We start from the raw sequence: 14,498 nt of genomic DNA, 5'->3' as shown, positions 1-14,498 counted from the left end.
CCTGCCTCATTCGTTGGCGACGCCGTGGATCGGGCGGATCGTGCTCCAGTTCTTGCAACTGGGGCATTGCCAATGGTGCGCCTTCGCACCGAAACCGCAGCGGCTGCAGCGATACATTGCCTGGCCTTCGAGCAGTTTCTTGGTGAGGTCACGCAGAATCAGGAAGTTCTCGCGAGCCTCGCCCTCAATCTTGTCCATGGTGGCATCGATCAGCGCCATCAGGCCACGGACCGAAGGCCGCTGGCGCAACTGCGAGGTGAGGAACTCGATCGCCATGCGCTCGCCATCACGCTGCTGGTAGAGCCGCGTCAGCGCGAGCACCGGCGATATGCCGTGGTACCTATCGAGAATATCGCGCAGAAAATGTTCGGCGTGCTCCATCTGCTGAGAGCGCGCGTAACTGTTGAGCAACGGAGGAAGGATCTCTGGCACGAAGGCAATATCCGCCTCCACCGCCTGCTCATAGACCTTGGCCGCTTCTGCATGCTGACCTTCTTCGGCATACAAACGGCCAGTCAGCATAAAGGCGCGCACGCAATCGGGTTGGCAAGCAAACGCCTGGCGCAGGTATTCGCGCGCCTCCTGACGAGCACCGTGTTGACGCGACTGTTCGGCTAGTTCGCAATAGAACTGCGCGATCATGCCGGCCTCATCTTCGCCAGTCATCGCCTCCAGGCGACGCGCGTGTTCAATCGCCTTGTGCCAGTCGCGCTCGTGCTGGTAGATCGCGATCAAATGGCGCAGTGCAGACGGAGCATGCGCGTCCATCGCCACGAGATCGGAGAACAGCGTTTCAGCACGATCCAGCAAGCCCGCACGCATGTAGTCCTCACCCAGCTCGAGCAAGGCCACGGTCTTCATTGCATCGGAAAGGCCCGGGCGCGACACCAGATGCTGGTGCAGACGGATCGCCCGATCCACCTCGCCACGGCGGCGGAACAGATTTCCCAGCGCCAGATGAGTCTCCACTGTGTCGCGGTTGTACTCGGCCAGCTTGAGGAACACCTCAATGGCTTTGTCCTGCTCCTCGTTGAGCAGGTAATTCAGGCCACGGAAGTAGTCTGAGGACAGCTCACTGACCTGCGCGCCCGAACGTCGCGCGCCCGCCTTCCGTGCGGTCCACCAGCCACTGGCAAATGCTGCGGGTACCAGCAGGATGAGTACGTACAGAAGCGCGCTCATGCACCAGCCGGGGAAGTCTTGGACTTGCGGCCCGCCTCGACGGATGTCTGACGGCGCTGGCGACGATGCCTGGTGCTCACACCCAGCCAGGCGGTAAGCCCGCCGAGTAGCCAGCCGATCACCAACGCCAGCAGCAGGGCTGCGCCTTTGGGCAACGCAAGCCGTACGAATCCCAAGTCATAGTCGACCAGGTCGGCGTTGAGCGCCCCCAGTGCGACACCGATGGCAATGAATAGCAGGAGGATCAGAGTCACGATCAATCGCATGTGGCGACTTTACCCGATTGCTGATGACCGTCACAGGCGCGCGTTCGCCCGTGCGTCTGAAAGCGGGCGAGATGCTCATTTCTTTGGGGGGGCACCGCTCGGGTTGCCGCCACCAAAAAAGAAGGCAGGACTGGCTTAACGCCACCTGCCTTCGCAATTTCCTGCCGTGACTCTCTAACCGGGAAATCAGTCCGTGAGCAGGTTGACGCGCTCGCGCAACTCTTTGCCCGGCTTGAAGTGCGGGACATGCTTGCCCGGCAGCGCCACCGCGTCGCCCGTCTTGGGATTGCGGCCCATACGCGGCGGACGGTAATGCAATGCGAAGCTGCCGAAACCGCGGACCTCGATGCGCTCGCCATTGGATAAGGCATAGCTCATCTGCTCGATCACGCTCTTGACCGCCAATTCCACATCGGCGAACGCGAGATGGGTCTGACGCCGTGCCAGCGCCTCAATCAATTCGGATTTGGTCATGGGTCCCCAATGTCCGTGACGTTAACCAAGCGGGGCGGCCGTGAGGCCGCCCCGCCCTTGCTTCCTCAACTAAGCTTAGTCGGCCTTGTTGAGCTGCTCCTTGAGCAGCGCACCGAGCTTCGTCGTACCGCTGGAGGCGTTCGAGTACTCGGCCATGGCGTCGTGCAGATCTTCTTCGTCCTTAGCGCGGATCGACAGCTGCAGCTGGCGGCCCTTGCGGTCCATGCCGGTGAACTTGGCTTCGACCTTGTCGCCCACCTTCAGATGCTGCGTGGCATCGTCAATGCGCTCCTTGGCGATGTCGTTGGCGCGGAGGTAACCCTCAACACCCTCGCCCAAGTCGATCACCGCACCCTTGGCGTCGACTTCCTTCACGGTACCGTTGACGATGGTGCCGCGCGGATTGGTCGCCATGAACTGGCCAAACGGATCTTGCTCCATCTGCTTGATGCCGAGGGAGATGCGCTCGCGCTCCGGATCAACTGCCAGCACCACGGCCTCGATCTCGTCGCCCTTCTTGAAGTTGCGAACGAGGTCTTCGCCGGACACCTGCCAGGAGATGTCGGACAGGTGGACCAGACCATCGATGCCGCCGTCCAGACCGATGAAGATGCCGAAGTCGGTGATCGACTTGATCTGACCGGACACCTTGTCGTTCTTCTTGTGCATCGCTGCGAAGGCTTCCCACGGGTTCGAGCGAGTCTGCTTGATACCCAGCGAGATGCGGCGACGCTCTTCATCCACGTCCAGGACCATGACCTCGGTCTCGTCACCGACCTGAACCACCTTGGCCGGGTTGACGTTCTTGTTGGTCCAATCCATTTCGGAAACGTGCACGAGGCCTTCGACGCCCGGCTCAATCTCAACGAAGCAACCGTAATCGGTGACGTTGGAGACCTTGCCGAACAGACGGCTGCCGACCGGGTAGCGGCGGGCGATGGCGACCCACGGATCGTCACCCAGCTGCTTCAGGCCCAGCGACACGCGGTTGCGCTCGCGGTCGTACTTCAGCACGCGGACGTCCAGCTCGTCGCCGACGTTGACGACTTCGGACGGATGACGCACGCGCTTCCACGCCATGTCGGTGATGTGCAGCAGGCCGTCGATACCGCCCAGGTCCACGAATGCGCCGTAGTCGGTGAGGTTCTTGACCGTACCCTTGACCACTGCGCCCTCGGTCAGGCGCTCAAGCAGCTTCTCGCGCTCCTCGGAGAACTCGGTCTCGACGACGGCACGGCGGCTGACCACAACGTTGTTGCGCTTGCGGTCGAGCTTGATGATCTTGAACTCGAGGTCCTTGCCTTCCAGGTAAACCGGATCGCGGACCGGACGCACATCGACCAGCGAGCCCGGCAGGAATGCGCGGACGTCCTTGATGTCGACGGTGAAACCGCCCTTGACCTTGCCGGAGATCTTGCCGGTGATGGTCTCTTCCTTGTCGAAGGCCTGCTCGAGGTCGTCCCAAACCATGGAACGCTTGGCCTTCTCACGGGAGAGCTTGGTCTCGCCGAAACCGTCTTCCAGTGCGTCGAGGGCAACCTTCACCTCGTCGCCCACCTGCACTTCCAGCTCTCCGTTCTCGTCCTTGAACTGCTCGATCGGGACGATACCTTCGCTCTTCAGGCCAGCGTTGATCACGACGACGTCGTTGCGGATTTCCACAACGATACCCGTGACGATCGCGCCCGGCTTCAGCTTGGAGATAGCCTGTTGGCTCTGTTCAAACAGTTCGGCAAAACTTTCAGTCATGTTGATTCCAGAAATGAGAAAAGGCTTTAGATCCTGCGCGTGCCATCGGATGGATAGCGCACGGATTGTTGGCCCACCGGCTATGGGTGACGCGGGACAGATCCCTTGGCACCGTTGACCAAAACCCCCAGCCGCAGCTAAGGGCACCAAAAGCCGCCGGCAGCCCCTTCAGGACTGCACGACAGCCAATACTTTCGCGACGACGTCGTCGATGCCCATGCCGGTGGTGTCGATGAAAACCGCATCCGCGGCCGGCTTGAGCGGCGCAACTGACCGCGATGCATCGCGGGCGTCACGCGCTTCGATCTCGCGCTGAAGGGTAGCAAGTGTAACGCTGAGTCCCTTTTCCTTCAACTGCTTATAGCGTCTTTTCGCGCGTTCGGCGGCACTTGCGGTCAGGAACACCTTAAAGGGGGCATCGGGGAAGATCACGGTACCCATGTCCCTGCCGTCAGCGACCAGACCGGGGGCCTTGCGGAAAGCCAGCTGCATGTCCACAAGTGCCTGACGCACCGAAGGAATCGAGGCGATGGCGGAGGCCGCCGCGCCGGCGGTTTCGGTTCGCAGTTCGTCCGTGGCGTCATGGCCGTTGACCAGTACCCGGGTGTCGCTGCCGTCGGTTGCGGCACGGAAACGGATCTTGGTGGTCTCGGCACAACGGGTCACCGCCTCGTTGTCGGACAAGTCCAACCCCTCCGCACCCGCCGCGTAACCCACGGCCCGGTACAACGCGCCCGAGTCCAGCAGCCGCCAGCCCAGCTTATCCGCCACCAGGCGGCTTATGGTGCCCTTGCCCGATCCCGACGGTCCGTCGATGGTAAGCACAGGGACGGACGACGATGGGTTCATGGGGGTTCCTGACGGGGGCGAGAGAAAACGCATATGCTATCGCGTTGGTCCTCGCACGGAACGCGGGAATTCCAGTTGCCCTTTTTCAATCCGTCAGGCCCATGCACGTCCCAACCATGAACGAACTGCGTCGCGAATTCGAACAAGCCGCCGAAGACATCCAGCAGCTTGGCCAGCGACCGGACAACGACACCTTGCTCAAGCTCTACGCCCTCTACAAGCAGGGTTCGGAGGGTGATGTCCACGGCGAGCAGCCAGGCTTCTTCGATTTCGTTGGCACCGCCAAATACGAGTCGTGGGCTCAGTTGCGCGGCATTTCCGGAGACGAAGCCATGCAGCGTTATATCGAACTGGTGCGCGACCTTCTGGCCTGACCAAGCACTCGGCAAGCCCACCTAGCGCACGCCCGCCTCACCGTCATCCCCGCGCAACCCGGTATGACGGTCTGAAGTCCCGACCCAGTCGAAATCGGGATGCGGACGAAATTCCTTGCTTTCAAACGGCCCCACCGGGCACATTCATACGACCGTTTGAACCACTCGGTCCGTATGAACTATCCACGCTTGTTCTCCCCGCTCGATCTTGAGCACACCACCCTGCCCAACCGCATCCTGATGGGTTCGATGCATACGGGCCTGGAGGACAAGTCCAGCGACTATGACAAGCTGGCCGCCTATTTCGCTGAGCGCGCCCGCGGCGGCGTAGGGCTGATGGTCACCGGAGGCATCGCGCCCAGCATTGAAGGCTGGCTGAAACCGTTCGGAGGCCGCCTGACCATGCCCTGGCATGTGGCCCGGCACCGAAAGCTCACCCGCGCAGTGCATGCCGAGGGCGGCAAGCTTTGCATGCAGATCCTGCACGCGGGGCGCTATGGGTATCACCCGCTGTCTGTGGCGCCGTCGAAGCTGAAGTCACCGATCACACCATTTACGCCACGCGCCCTTTCCGCGGGTGGCGTCGAACGCACCATTCGCGACTTCGTGCGCTGCGCCAAGCTTGCGCAGGATGCCGGCTATGACGGCATCGAGGTGATGGGTTCGGAAGGCTATTTGATCAACCAGTTCCTCACCGCTCGCACCAACGAGCGCAATGATGCGTGGGGCGGCGATGCCACCAAGCGCATGCGTTTTCCGCTGGAAATCGTGCGCCGCACGCGCGAGGCTGTGGGCCGCGACTTCATCATCATCTATCGCCTGTCGATGCTCGATCTCGTGGACAACGGGCAGGACTGGAACGAGATCGCCACGTTAGCCAAAGCCATCGAGAAGGCAGGCGCCAGCATCATCAACACAGGTATCGGCTGGCACGAGGCGCGTATTCCTACCATTGTCACCAGCGTGCCGCGTGCGGGCTTTGCGTGGGTCACCAAAAAGCTCAAAGGCGAGGTGACCATTCCGCTGATTACCACCAATCGCATCAACATGCCTGATGTGGCCGAGCAGATCCTCGCCAGCGGCGAGGCCGACATGGTGTCGATGGCGCGCCCATTGCTGGCCGATCCGGAATGGCCCAACAAGGCCAGGGCGGGTCGCAGCGAACGAATCAATACCTGCATCGCCTGCAATCAGGCCTGCCTGGACCATGTGTTCCAGAACCGTCGTGCAAGCTGCCTGCTTAATCCCCGTGCCTGCCACGAAACCGAACTTCGGATCGAGCCGTCTGCAAACCGCAAGCGCCTTGCAGTGATCGGCGCTGGGCCGGCGGGCCTCGCCTGTGCAAGTACGCTCGCGGAGCGCGGTCACGCCGTTACCTTGATGGACAAGGCCGGCGAGATCGGCGGCCAGTTCAATTACGCCAAACGCATCCCCGGCAAGGAGGAATTCCACGAGACGCTGCGCTTTTTCCGGCACCGCCTCGACGACACCGGCGTGACCGTGCAGCTCGGCCAGGTAGTCAATGCCGCTTCGCTGACAGCCGCAGGCTACGACGAGGTGGTGGTCGCCACCGGCATTACCCCGCGACGGGTGATTTTCCCCGGCAGCGACGACCCGCGCGTGCTGAGCTATCTGGACGTGCTCGCCCACAACAAGCCGGTGGGCCAGCGCGTTGCGATCATTGGCGCCGGCGGCATCGGCTTCGATGTGGCGGAATTCCTGGTCCAGCACGCGCCCTCGCCCACCCTCGATATTCCGCGCTGGTCACGCGAATGGGGCGTGGACATGCAGCTCGACACTCGCGGCGGCCTTGCCCAAGCGAGGCCAGAGGGTCCCGCACGGCAGGTATGGCTGCTCCAGCGCAGCGACGGGCGCCCCGGCGCGCGCCTGAACAAAACCACTGGCTGGGTACACCGCGCCACGCTCAAGGCCAAGCAAGTAGCCATGCTCGGTGGGGTCACCTACGAACGCTTCGACGACCAAGGCCTGCACATCACGATGGATGGCAAGCCACAGGTGCTGCCAGTGGACAACGTGATCATCTGCGCTGGCCAGGAACCGAACCGCAGCCTGGCTGATGCCCTTCAGGCGGCCGGCGTGAAGACTCACGTTATCGGTGGCGCCGACGTCGCCGCTGAGCTGGACGCCAAGCGCGCCATCGACCAGGGTACGCGCCTGGCGGCGACGATCTAAGTGCCTGTTCCCAAACGACAACGCCCGGCCAGAGGCCGGGCGTTGTCGTGAAAAAGAAAGCGCCCCGCTGGGCGACGCGTCGATATGGGTCAGGGGGGAGGGAGACCAGATATCGCGGGGGTAGCGTCGCAGCGGGGCGAGGGTCGCCGCCACCTGGGGGGAGGGGACGGTGGCGGGACGAAAGAGATAATATGATCGACGGGTTATAGAAACAAATATATATTTAGGTCGACACTTATTCGAAATCCATATTAAAGCCCCTCATATGTTCGACTTCCGTCAGCTTCGTTACTTCGTGACCGTGGCCGAAGAGCTCAGCTTCACCCGCGCTGCCCAGCGGCTGTACATCTCACAGCCCCCTCTTTCCCAGCAAATACAGGCTCTTGAGAACGATCTTGGGGTTCGTTTGCTGGAGAGAAACAAGCGCAACGTCGCCCTGACCGAGCCGGGCAAGCTGTTCCTGGAACAGGCCCGCCAGATCCTGGACAAGGCGGAAGAAGTCCGCGCCCAGATGGCCGATGCCGCCACCGGGTTCAGCGGCAAGTTGCGGCTGGCCTATACCGTGTCAGTGACCTTTCACCCCGCCCTGCCCCAGACCTTGCTGCGCTACCGCAGCTTCGCCCCGCAGGTGCGCCTGATCCTCAGCGAGATGTATACCGAAGCCCAGTACGCCGCCCTGCTGGCCGGTGAACTCGACGTGGGCTTCGTGCGCGACGAGCCACGCCATGAAGGCATCGCACGAGGCCTTCGCCTGGATGTCATCGACCACGAACCGCTATTGCTGGCCCTTCCCTCCAATCATCCGCTGGCCGGCAGGGAAAGCATCTGGCTGCGAGAGGTCGCCATGGAAGCCTTCGTGGTACAGCCGCGAGAGCTGGCGGCCACGTTGTTCGATCGCCTAACCCAGATTGCCGCCAAGGCCAACTTCCACCCACTGATCCGCCAGCATGCCCAGCAGATTAACGGCCTGCTGGTGCTGGTGGCCGCCGGCATGGGCCTGGCGCTGGTGCCCGCCTCGATGCGCACGGTGAGCCTGCCGGGGGTGAGCTATCTGCGGCTGGAGGATCCGGATGCCTACATGCTGCTCGCCCTGGCCAGCCGGGCCGATGATCCCTCGCCGGTAGTGCAGCGATTCCTGAGTGCCATGACTGAACCGGAATAATCGCGGACTTGTGCCAAGCCATTCCGGCGGTTACAATTCCGTTCTTGTCTTTTCTCTTTCTATTTGTTTCAGGAGCTGGCCGTGAAGGTGCTTTCCTCTTTGAAGTCCGCCAAGCAGCGGCACCGTGACTGCAAGGTTGTGCGCCGTCGCGGCAAAGTGTTCGTGATCTGCAAGAGCAATCCGCGTTTCAAGGCTCGTCAGCGCTAATCCATCAGCTGCGATGAGTGCAAAAAAGGCCGCGAAAGCGGCCTTTTTTATTGCCCACAACATACGACGGGCTATTCTTTTTGCAGGATCGCACCCTGTGCGCGACAAACCGGCAGGATGACCGGTTTGCACAGCGAAAGCTGCTGAAAAGCCTACGAAGCAGCAACGACGAAACTCTGCGGTCGCGCACAAGGTGCGCTCCTACAAAAGCCGCGCGTTACTCAACAGAAAGGGCCGTGAGCGGCCCTTTCTGTTACCTGCAAAAACACCAGGCCAATCAGGCGTAGCGCACACCGGTGATCTCGTAACGCTTCACACCATTGGGTGCCTTGAACTCGAAGCTGTCGCCTTCGCTCTTGCCGATCAAGGCACGCGCGATGGGCGAAGACACGGCGATCAAGCGTTGCTTGATGTCGGCTTCCAGGTCGCCAACGATCTGGTAGGTCACGGCCTCACCGCTTTCCTCTTCCTCCAGATCCACCGTGGCGCCGAACACCACGCGGGTGCCTGCAGCCAGGCGGCTGACGTCAATGACTTCGGCCGTGGATAGCGCCGCTTCCAGCTCGGCGATACGACCTTCGGCAAAGCTCTGCTGCTCACGCGCCGCGTGGTACTCGGCGTTCTCCTTGAGATCGCCATGGGCACGTGCTTCCGCGATGGCTGCGATGATGCGCGGACGATCGGTGAACTTCAGTTTTTCCAGCTCGCCGCGAAGACGCTCTGAACCCGTCTTGGTGATGGGAGCTCGACTCATGCTTTCAGTTCCTTATGCAGTTCCTGCAGGCTGTGCACCTGGCCGTCGCCGTGGTAATCGAGCGAATGCACCAGAGCGCGGGCACCTGCCACCGTGGTGGAGTACGTGACGCGCTGCTGCAAGGCCTCGCGCCGGATCGAGAACGAGTCGGCGATTGCCTGCTTACCCTCGGTCGTGTTGACGATATAGACGATTTCGCCGTTCTTGATCAGGTCGACGATGTGCGGGCGACCTTCGATCACCTTGTTGATGCGCTCGCAAGCCACGCCGTGCGCACCCAGATAGGCGGCCGTGCCTTCAGTGGCGACCAGGCTGAAGCCGCGCTCCAGCACTTCGCGTGCAACCGGCAGCAGGCGATCCTTGTCTGCATCGCGCACCGACACGAACACCTTGCCCTTCGGCGGTGTCTTGATCGCAGCGGCTTCGTGACCCCGCGCAAACGCCGCACCAAAGCTGCGGCCAACGCCCATGACTTCGCCGGTGGAACGCATCTCGGGGCCAAGGATCGGATCGACGTTCTGGAACTTCAGGAACGGGAAGATCGCTTCCTTCACCGAGTAGTACTCGGGAATCACTTCGCGCGTGGTGCCCTGCTCGATCAGCGAACGACCCGCCATGGCACGCGCGGCGATCTTGGCGAGCGGCACGCCGGTGGCCTTGGACACGAATGGCACCGTGCGCGAGGCGCGCGGGTTCACTTCGAGGATGAATACCGTGTCGCCCTGAATGGCGAACTGGGTGTTCATCAAGCCAATAACCTTCAGCTCCTTCGCCATCATGGTGACCTGACGACGCAGTTCATCCTGCACTTCGGCGGTAAGCGAGTACGGCGGCAGCGAGCAGGACGAGTCGCCCGAATGCACGCCAGCTTCCTCGATATGTTCCATGATGCCGCCGATCAGCACGTTGCCTTCGGCGTCGGCGATGATGTCCACGTCCACCTCAACCGCGTGGTCAAGGAAGCGGTCCAGCAGCACCGGCGAATCATTGGACACCTGCACCGCTTCGCGGATGTAGCGCGAGAGATCGGCATCGCTGTAGACGATTTCCATCGCACGACCACCGAGCACGTAGCTCGGACGCACCACCAGTGGATAGCCAATCTGGCCTGCCAGCGCGAGCGCCTCGTCCGCGCTGCGCGCGGTGCGGTTCGGCGGCTGCTTCAGGCCGATCTTCTCGATCATCTGCTGGAAGCGCTCGCGATCCTCAGCGAGGTCGATGCTGTCCGGGCTGGTGCCGATCACCGGCACGCCGGCAGCTTCAAGTGCGCGCGCAAGCTTGAGCGGGGTCTGGCCGCCGTATTGCACGATCACGCCCTTGGGCTTTTCCAGATCGACGATTTCCAGCACGTCCTCGAGCGTGAGCGGCTCGAAGTACAGGCGATCGGAGGTGTCGTAGTCGGTGGAAACGGTTTCCGGGTTGCAGTTGACCATGATGGTCTCGAACCCGTCCTCACGTAGCGCCAGCGCCGCATGCACGCAGCAGTAGTCGAACTCGATACCCTGGCCGATGCGGTTGGGACCACCGCCAAGCACGATGATCTTGTCGCGATCGGTCGGGTTCGCTTCGCACTCTTCCTCGTAGGTCGAGTACATGTAGGCGGTGGTGGTGGCGAATTCCGCCGCGCAGGAATCCACGCGCTTGTACACCGGGCGAACGCCCAGCGTGTGACGCAAATGACGCACGCCGTTCTCGTCCGAACCCAGCAGTTCTGCCAGGCGCGCATCCGCGAAGCCAAGGCGCTTGAGTTCGCGCATGCGTGCGGCGTTCAGCGCAGTGATGCCCTGGGCTTGCACTTCCTTTTCGGTCAGCACGATGTCTTCGAACGCGGCAAGGAACCAGGGGTCGACGCGGCTGAGGCCATAGACCTCCTCCAGCGACAGCCCGGCGCGGAAGGCATCGGCCAAGTGAAACACGCGATCCGGACGCGGCTCGCGCAGCTCGCGCTTGAGCGCATTCAAGCCATCGTCGGTGGTGAGATCCAGACCCGTCGGGTTAAGGCCAGTCTTGCCGATTTCCAGGCCACGCAGCGCTTTCTGCAGCGATTCGTGGAAGGTGCGGCCCATGGCCATCACTTCGCCCACCGACTTCATCTGCGTGGTGAGGCGTGCATCGGCCGACGGGAACTTCTCGAACGCAAAGCGCGGAATCTTGGTGACGACGTAATCGATGCTCGGCTCAAACGACGCCGGCGTGAGGCCGCCGGTGATGTCGTTCTTGAGCTCATCGAGCGTGTAGCCCACGGCAAGCTTGGCGGCGATCTTGGCGATCGGGAAGCCGGTGGCCTTGGAGGCCAGCGCCGACGAGCGCGACACGCGCGGATTCATCTCGATGACCACCACGCGGCCATTCTCGGCATTGATGCCGAACTGCACGTTGGAGCCGCCGGTATCCACACCGATCTTGCGCAGCACCGCGATGGAGGCATCGCGCAGGCGCTGATACTCCTTGTCGGTAAGCGTCTGTGCCGGCGCGACAGTAATCGAGTCGCCAGTGTGCACGCCCATCGGATCGAGGTTTTCGATCGAGCACACGATGATGCAGTTGTCCGCCTTGTCGCGGACCACTTCCATCTCGAATTCTTTCCAGCCGAGCACGGATTCCTCGACCAGCACCTCACCGACCGGCGAGAGGTCCAGACCGCGCTTGACGATCTCCTCGAACTCTTCGCGGTTGTAGGCGATGCCGCCACCCGAGCCACCGAGCGTGAAGCTGGGACGGATGATGGTCGGATAGCCCACCTTGACCTGGGTGAGCAGCGCCTGTTCAAAGGTGCGCACCACTTCCGCCTTCGGGCAGTCCAGGCCGATCTCGGCCATGGCCACGCGGAACAGCTCGCGGTCTTCGGCCATGCGGATGGCTTCGCGCGAGGCGCCAATCAGCTCGACGTTGTATTTGTCGAGTACGCCGTTGTCGGCCAGATCGAGTGCGCAATTGAGGCCGGTCTGGCCGCCCATCGTCGGCAGCACCGCATCCGGGCGCTCCTTGGCGATGATGCGCTCCACCGTCTGCCAGTTGATCGGCTCGATGTAGACGGCGTCAGCCGTCTCCGGGTCGGTCATGATGGTGGCGGGGTTGGAGTTCACCAGGATGACGCGGTAGCCCTCTTCCTTCAGCGCTTTGCAAGCCTGCGCGCCGGAGTAATCGAACTCACAGGCCTGACCGATGACGATCGGGCCGGCGCCGATGATGAGAATGCTCTTGATATCGGTACGCTTGGCCATCTCAGCGGGCCTCCTGCATCAGTGCGGCAAAACGGTCAAACAGATAACCGATGTCGTGCGGACCTGGACTTGCCTCAGGGTGACCCTGGAAGCAGAACGCCGGACGGTCGGTGAGCGCGAAGCCCTGCAACGAACCATCGAACAGCGACTGATGCGTGACGCGCACGTTCGCCGGCAGCGTGGCCGGGTCGACCGCGAAGCCGTGGTTCTGCGAGGTGATCAGCACGCGGCCGTCGTCCAGATCTTTCACCGGATGGTTCGCGCCGTGGTGGCCGAACTTCATCTTGAGGGTCTTGGCGCCCAACGCCAGACCCATGATCTGATGGCCCAGGCAGATGCCGAACAGCGGAATCTTGGCGTCGAGGAATTGCCTGGTCGCTTCGACGGCGTAATCGCAGGCTGCCGGGTCGCCGGGGCCGTTGGACAGGAACACGCCATCGGGCTTCATCGCCAGCACATCGGAAGCCGGCGTCTGCGCTGGCACCACGGTGATGTCGCAGCCCTGCTCGGCCAGCAGGCGCAGGATGTTGTACTTCACGCCATAGTCGTAAGCGACAACCTTGAATCGTTTGGACGGCTGATTGAATGCGGTGGAGTCGAGGTCGTACACACCCTCGTTCCACTTGTACGACTCACCTGCGCTGACCACCTTGGCCAGATCCATGCCGTTGAGGCCAGGGAAAGCGCGTGCCTTGGCCAGCGCGACTTCGGCATCCACCTGCTCGCCAGCCATGATGCAGCCGGACAGGGCGCCCTTGTCGCGCAGGATGCGGGTAAGCCGGCGGGTATCGATGCCAGCAATGGCCACGATGCCATGGCGGTTGAGGTAATCGGGCAGGCTTTCCGTGCTGCGCCAGTTACTGGCCCGACGCGGCACATCGCGCACGATCAGGCCGGCGGGGTGCACCGTATCGGACTCGGCGTCCTCGACATTGACGCCGGTATTGCCGATGTGCGGGTAAGTCAGTGTGACGATCTGTTTGGCGTACGAGGGATCGGTGAGGATCTCCTGGTAGCCGGTCATGGCGGTGTTGAAAACCACCTCGCCAACGGTTTCACCAGTCGAGCCCACGGCGTGACCGTGGAACACGCTGCCGTCTTCGAGGGCAAGCAGAGCGGGAATAGGCATGGGGAGGTCCGCCTTTTAGGTGCAGCAAAGTCCGCAAGCCGCAGCATTGCTGGCTTGTGGACCTCAGTCGAGGAATGTCTCAGGGCGGGTCGCAATGATAGGTGCAAGCCCCCTTGGTGTCCACCAAAAACAGCTGAACATCGCCCTCAAAAGGGCCTAACGACAGCCATCACGGGCGCTACACTAGCCGCGCCCAGCCCACGACCGGACCTTCATGAACGCAGCCGCACTGCTCGATCCCGCCCGCCTCGACCGACCGGATACGGATGTACGGCAGGAGCCGTTCCCGTTCCTGATCGCGCATGGGCAGCTGCCGGATGAGGCGCGCGGCGACCTGGAGCGTGACTTTCCGCGTTACGCGAGCGCCGGTTTCTTCCCCTACGACACCAGCGACTGCGGCCCATCGATCAATACCCTCGTGCATCGCCTGAGCTCGCCCGAGTTCGCCAGCGCCATTGGCCAACGGCTTGGTATTCCCGATCTCGGCCAATACCCAACGTTGATCACGCTGTGCCGCTCGCTGAACAAGCGCCACGGCACCATCCATACCGACAGCAAGTCCAAGGTGGCCACGGCCCTGCTCTATCTCAACAATCTGTGGCCGGACAGCAGCGATGGCTGCCTGCGATTCCTCAGCAGCATCGACAATATCGACAACATGGTGGCGCCAGAGCTCAAGCCGCTGTACGGCGAGTTTGCCGTGTTCAAGCGTTGCGACAACTCTTTCCACGGCCACTTGCCTTACGAGGGCGAGCGACGAGTCATCCAGGTGGCCTGGCTCACCAGCGAAGAAGAGAAGCTGCGCAAGACCAAGCGGGGCAAGTTCGCACGCTCGCTCAAGAACCTGTTCGGCTCGCTCGACCGCAAGTTGGGCGCCGGGCGCGACCGCAACGCCTCGCACAAGGACTGAGTGCCCGCGGCCCGAGAGATTCCTC

13 protein-coding genes are annotated in these 14,498 nt (G+C 62.2%); 5 read left to right on the top strand and 8 right to left on the bottom strand.

What is annotated here, in order from left to right; genetic code table 11:
- Nucleotides 1-6 precede the first annotated feature (6 nt).
- The 5 genes from lapB to cmk form a co-directional block, all read right to left on the bottom strand.
- Nucleotides 7-1,182, bottom strand: a complete 1,176-nt coding sequence (gene lapB, locus AC3CBN_RS12835) for a lipopolysaccharide assembly protein LapB (RefSeq protein ID WP_488633403.1) — start codon at nucleotides 1,180-1,182, stop codon at nucleotides 7-9.
- Nucleotides 1,179-1,448, bottom strand: coding sequence for a LapA family protein (locus AC3CBN_RS12830; protein ID WP_488633402.1), 270 nt, complete (start codon nucleotides 1,446-1,448; stop codon nucleotides 1,179-1,181). The genes lapB and AC3CBN_RS12830 overlap by 4 nt, the downstream gene beginning before the upstream one ends.
- A 186-nt stretch (nucleotides 1,449-1,634) precedes the next feature.
- On the bottom strand, nucleotides 1,635-1,922 hold the full coding sequence (locus tag AC3CBN_RS12825; RefSeq protein WP_488633401.1) for an integration host factor subunit beta: 288 nt from the start codon (nucleotides 1,920-1,922) through the stop codon (nucleotides 1,635-1,637).
- 75 nt (nucleotides 1,923-1,997) lie between these two features.
- Nucleotides 1,998-3,671 carry a 30S ribosomal protein S1 gene (gene rpsA, locus AC3CBN_RS12820; RefSeq protein ID WP_488633400.1) on the bottom strand — a complete coding sequence of 558 codons (1,674 nt, stop codon included), beginning with the start codon at nucleotides 3,669-3,671 and terminating at the stop codon, nucleotides 1,998-2,000.
- Between the two features lie 168 nt (nucleotides 3,672-3,839).
- Nucleotides 3,840-4,520, bottom strand: coding sequence for a (d)CMP kinase (gene cmk, locus AC3CBN_RS12815; RefSeq protein WP_488636727.1), 681 nt, complete (start codon nucleotides 4,518-4,520; stop codon nucleotides 3,840-3,842).
- 116 nt (nucleotides 4,521-4,636) lie between these two features.
- Here cmk and AC3CBN_RS12810 point away from each other — a divergent pair, with 116 nt between their 5' ends.
- From AC3CBN_RS12810 to ykgO, 4 genes are all read left to right on the top strand, one after another.
- Nucleotides 4,637-4,894 (top strand): acyl-CoA-binding protein, encoded by a 258-nt coding sequence (locus AC3CBN_RS12810; RefSeq protein ID WP_488633399.1) that lies wholly within the window; start codon nucleotides 4,637-4,639, stop codon nucleotides 4,892-4,894.
- A 174-nt stretch (nucleotides 4,895-5,068) separates the two neighbouring features.
- Nucleotides 5,069-7,087 carry an oxidoreductase gene (locus AC3CBN_RS12805; protein WP_488633398.1) on the top strand — a complete coding sequence of 673 codons (2,019 nt, stop codon included), beginning with the start codon at nucleotides 5,069-5,071 and terminating at the stop codon, nucleotides 7,085-7,087.
- Between the two features lie 265 nt (nucleotides 7,088-7,352).
- On the top strand, nucleotides 7,353-8,249 hold the full coding sequence (locus AC3CBN_RS12800) for a LysR family transcriptional regulator (RefSeq protein ID WP_488633397.1): 897 nt from the start codon (nucleotides 7,353-7,355) through the stop codon (nucleotides 8,247-8,249).
- An 81-nt stretch (nucleotides 8,250-8,330) separates the two neighbouring features.
- Entirely contained in the window at nucleotides 8,331-8,456 is a 126-nt protein-coding gene (gene ykgO / locus AC3CBN_RS12795; RefSeq protein ID WP_008215056.1) for a type B 50S ribosomal protein L36, read from the top strand.
- Between the two features lie 277 nt (nucleotides 8,457-8,733).
- Here the strand turns inward: ykgO and greA are convergent, their stop codons facing one another.
- From greA to carA, 3 genes are read right to left on the bottom strand one after another with little or no spacing between them, the layout of a single operon-like run.
- Nucleotides 8,734-9,210 (bottom strand): transcription elongation factor GreA, encoded by a 477-nt coding sequence (greA, locus tag AC3CBN_RS12790; RefSeq protein WP_488633396.1) that lies wholly within the window; start codon nucleotides 9,208-9,210, stop codon nucleotides 8,734-8,736.
- Nucleotides 9,207-12,434 carry a carbamoyl-phosphate synthase large subunit gene (carB, locus tag AC3CBN_RS12785; RefSeq protein ID WP_488633395.1) on the bottom strand — a complete coding sequence of 1,076 codons (3,228 nt, stop codon included), beginning with the start codon at nucleotides 12,432-12,434 and terminating at the stop codon, nucleotides 9,207-9,209. The genes greA and carB overlap by 4 nt, the downstream gene beginning before the upstream one ends.
- Before the next feature lies 1 nt (nucleotide 12,435).
- Entirely contained in the window at nucleotides 12,436-13,563 is a 1,128-nt protein-coding gene (carA, locus tag AC3CBN_RS12780; protein ID WP_488633394.1) for a glutamine-hydrolyzing carbamoyl-phosphate synthase small subunit, read from the bottom strand.
- A gap of 214 nt (nucleotides 13,564-13,777) precedes the next feature.
- Here carA and AC3CBN_RS12775 point away from each other — a divergent pair, with 214 nt between their 5' ends.
- Nucleotides 13,778-14,473, top strand: coding sequence for a 2OG-Fe(II) oxygenase (locus AC3CBN_RS12775; protein ID WP_488633393.1), 696 nt, complete (start codon nucleotides 13,778-13,780; stop codon nucleotides 14,471-14,473).
- Nucleotides 14,474-14,498: the final 25 nt, after the last annotated feature.

It is taken from the genome of Dyella sp. OK584 (assembly GCF_057787755.1).
Note: the sequence above shows the minus strand (reverse complement) of the source record. Positions and strands in the feature narration are given on the sequence as shown.

What these genes read in the sequence shown, in the direction of transcription:
- lapB (WP_488633403.1), bottom strand. Translation starts at nt 1,182, where the DNA reads ATGAGCGCGCTTCTGTACGTACTCATCCTGCTGGTACCCGCAGCATTT.
- AC3CBN_RS12830 (WP_488633402.1), bottom strand. Translation starts at nt 1,448, where the DNA reads ATGCGATTGATCGTGACTCTGATCCTCCTGCTATTCATTGCCATCGGT.
- AC3CBN_RS12825 (WP_488633401.1), bottom strand. Translation starts at nt 1,922, where the DNA reads ATGACCAAATCCGAATTGATTGAGGCGCTGGCACGGCGTCAGACCCAT.
- rpsA (WP_488633400.1), bottom strand. Translation starts at nt 3,671, where the DNA reads ATGACTGAAAGTTTTGCCGAACTGTTTGAACAGAGCCAACAGGCTATC.
- cmk (WP_488636727.1), bottom strand. Translation starts at nt 4,520, where the DNA reads ATGAACCCATCGTCGTCCGTCCCTGTGCTTACCATCGACGGACCGTCG.
- AC3CBN_RS12810 (WP_488633399.1), top strand. Translation starts at nt 4,637, where the DNA reads ATGAACGAACTGCGTCGCGAATTCGAACAAGCCGCCGAAGACATCCAG.
- AC3CBN_RS12805 (WP_488633398.1), top strand. Translation starts at nt 5,069, where the DNA reads ATGAACTATCCACGCTTGTTCTCCCCGCTCGATCTTGAGCACACCACC.
- AC3CBN_RS12800 (WP_488633397.1), top strand. Translation starts at nt 7,353, where the DNA reads ATGTTCGACTTCCGTCAGCTTCGTTACTTCGTGACCGTGGCCGAAGAG.
- greA (WP_488633396.1), bottom strand. Translation starts at nt 9,210, where the DNA reads ATGAGTCGAGCTCCCATCACCAAGACGGGTTCAGAGCGTCTTCGCGGC.
- carB (WP_488633395.1), bottom strand. Translation starts at nt 12,434, where the DNA reads ATGGCCAAGCGTACCGATATCAAGAGCATTCTCATCATCGGCGCCGGC.
- carA (WP_488633394.1), bottom strand. Translation starts at nt 13,563, where the DNA reads ATGCCTATTCCCGCTCTGCTTGCCCTCGAAGACGGCAGCGTGTTCCAC.
- AC3CBN_RS12775 (WP_488633393.1), top strand. Translation starts at nt 13,778, where the DNA reads ATGAACGCAGCCGCACTGCTCGATCCCGCCCGCCTCGACCGACCGGAT.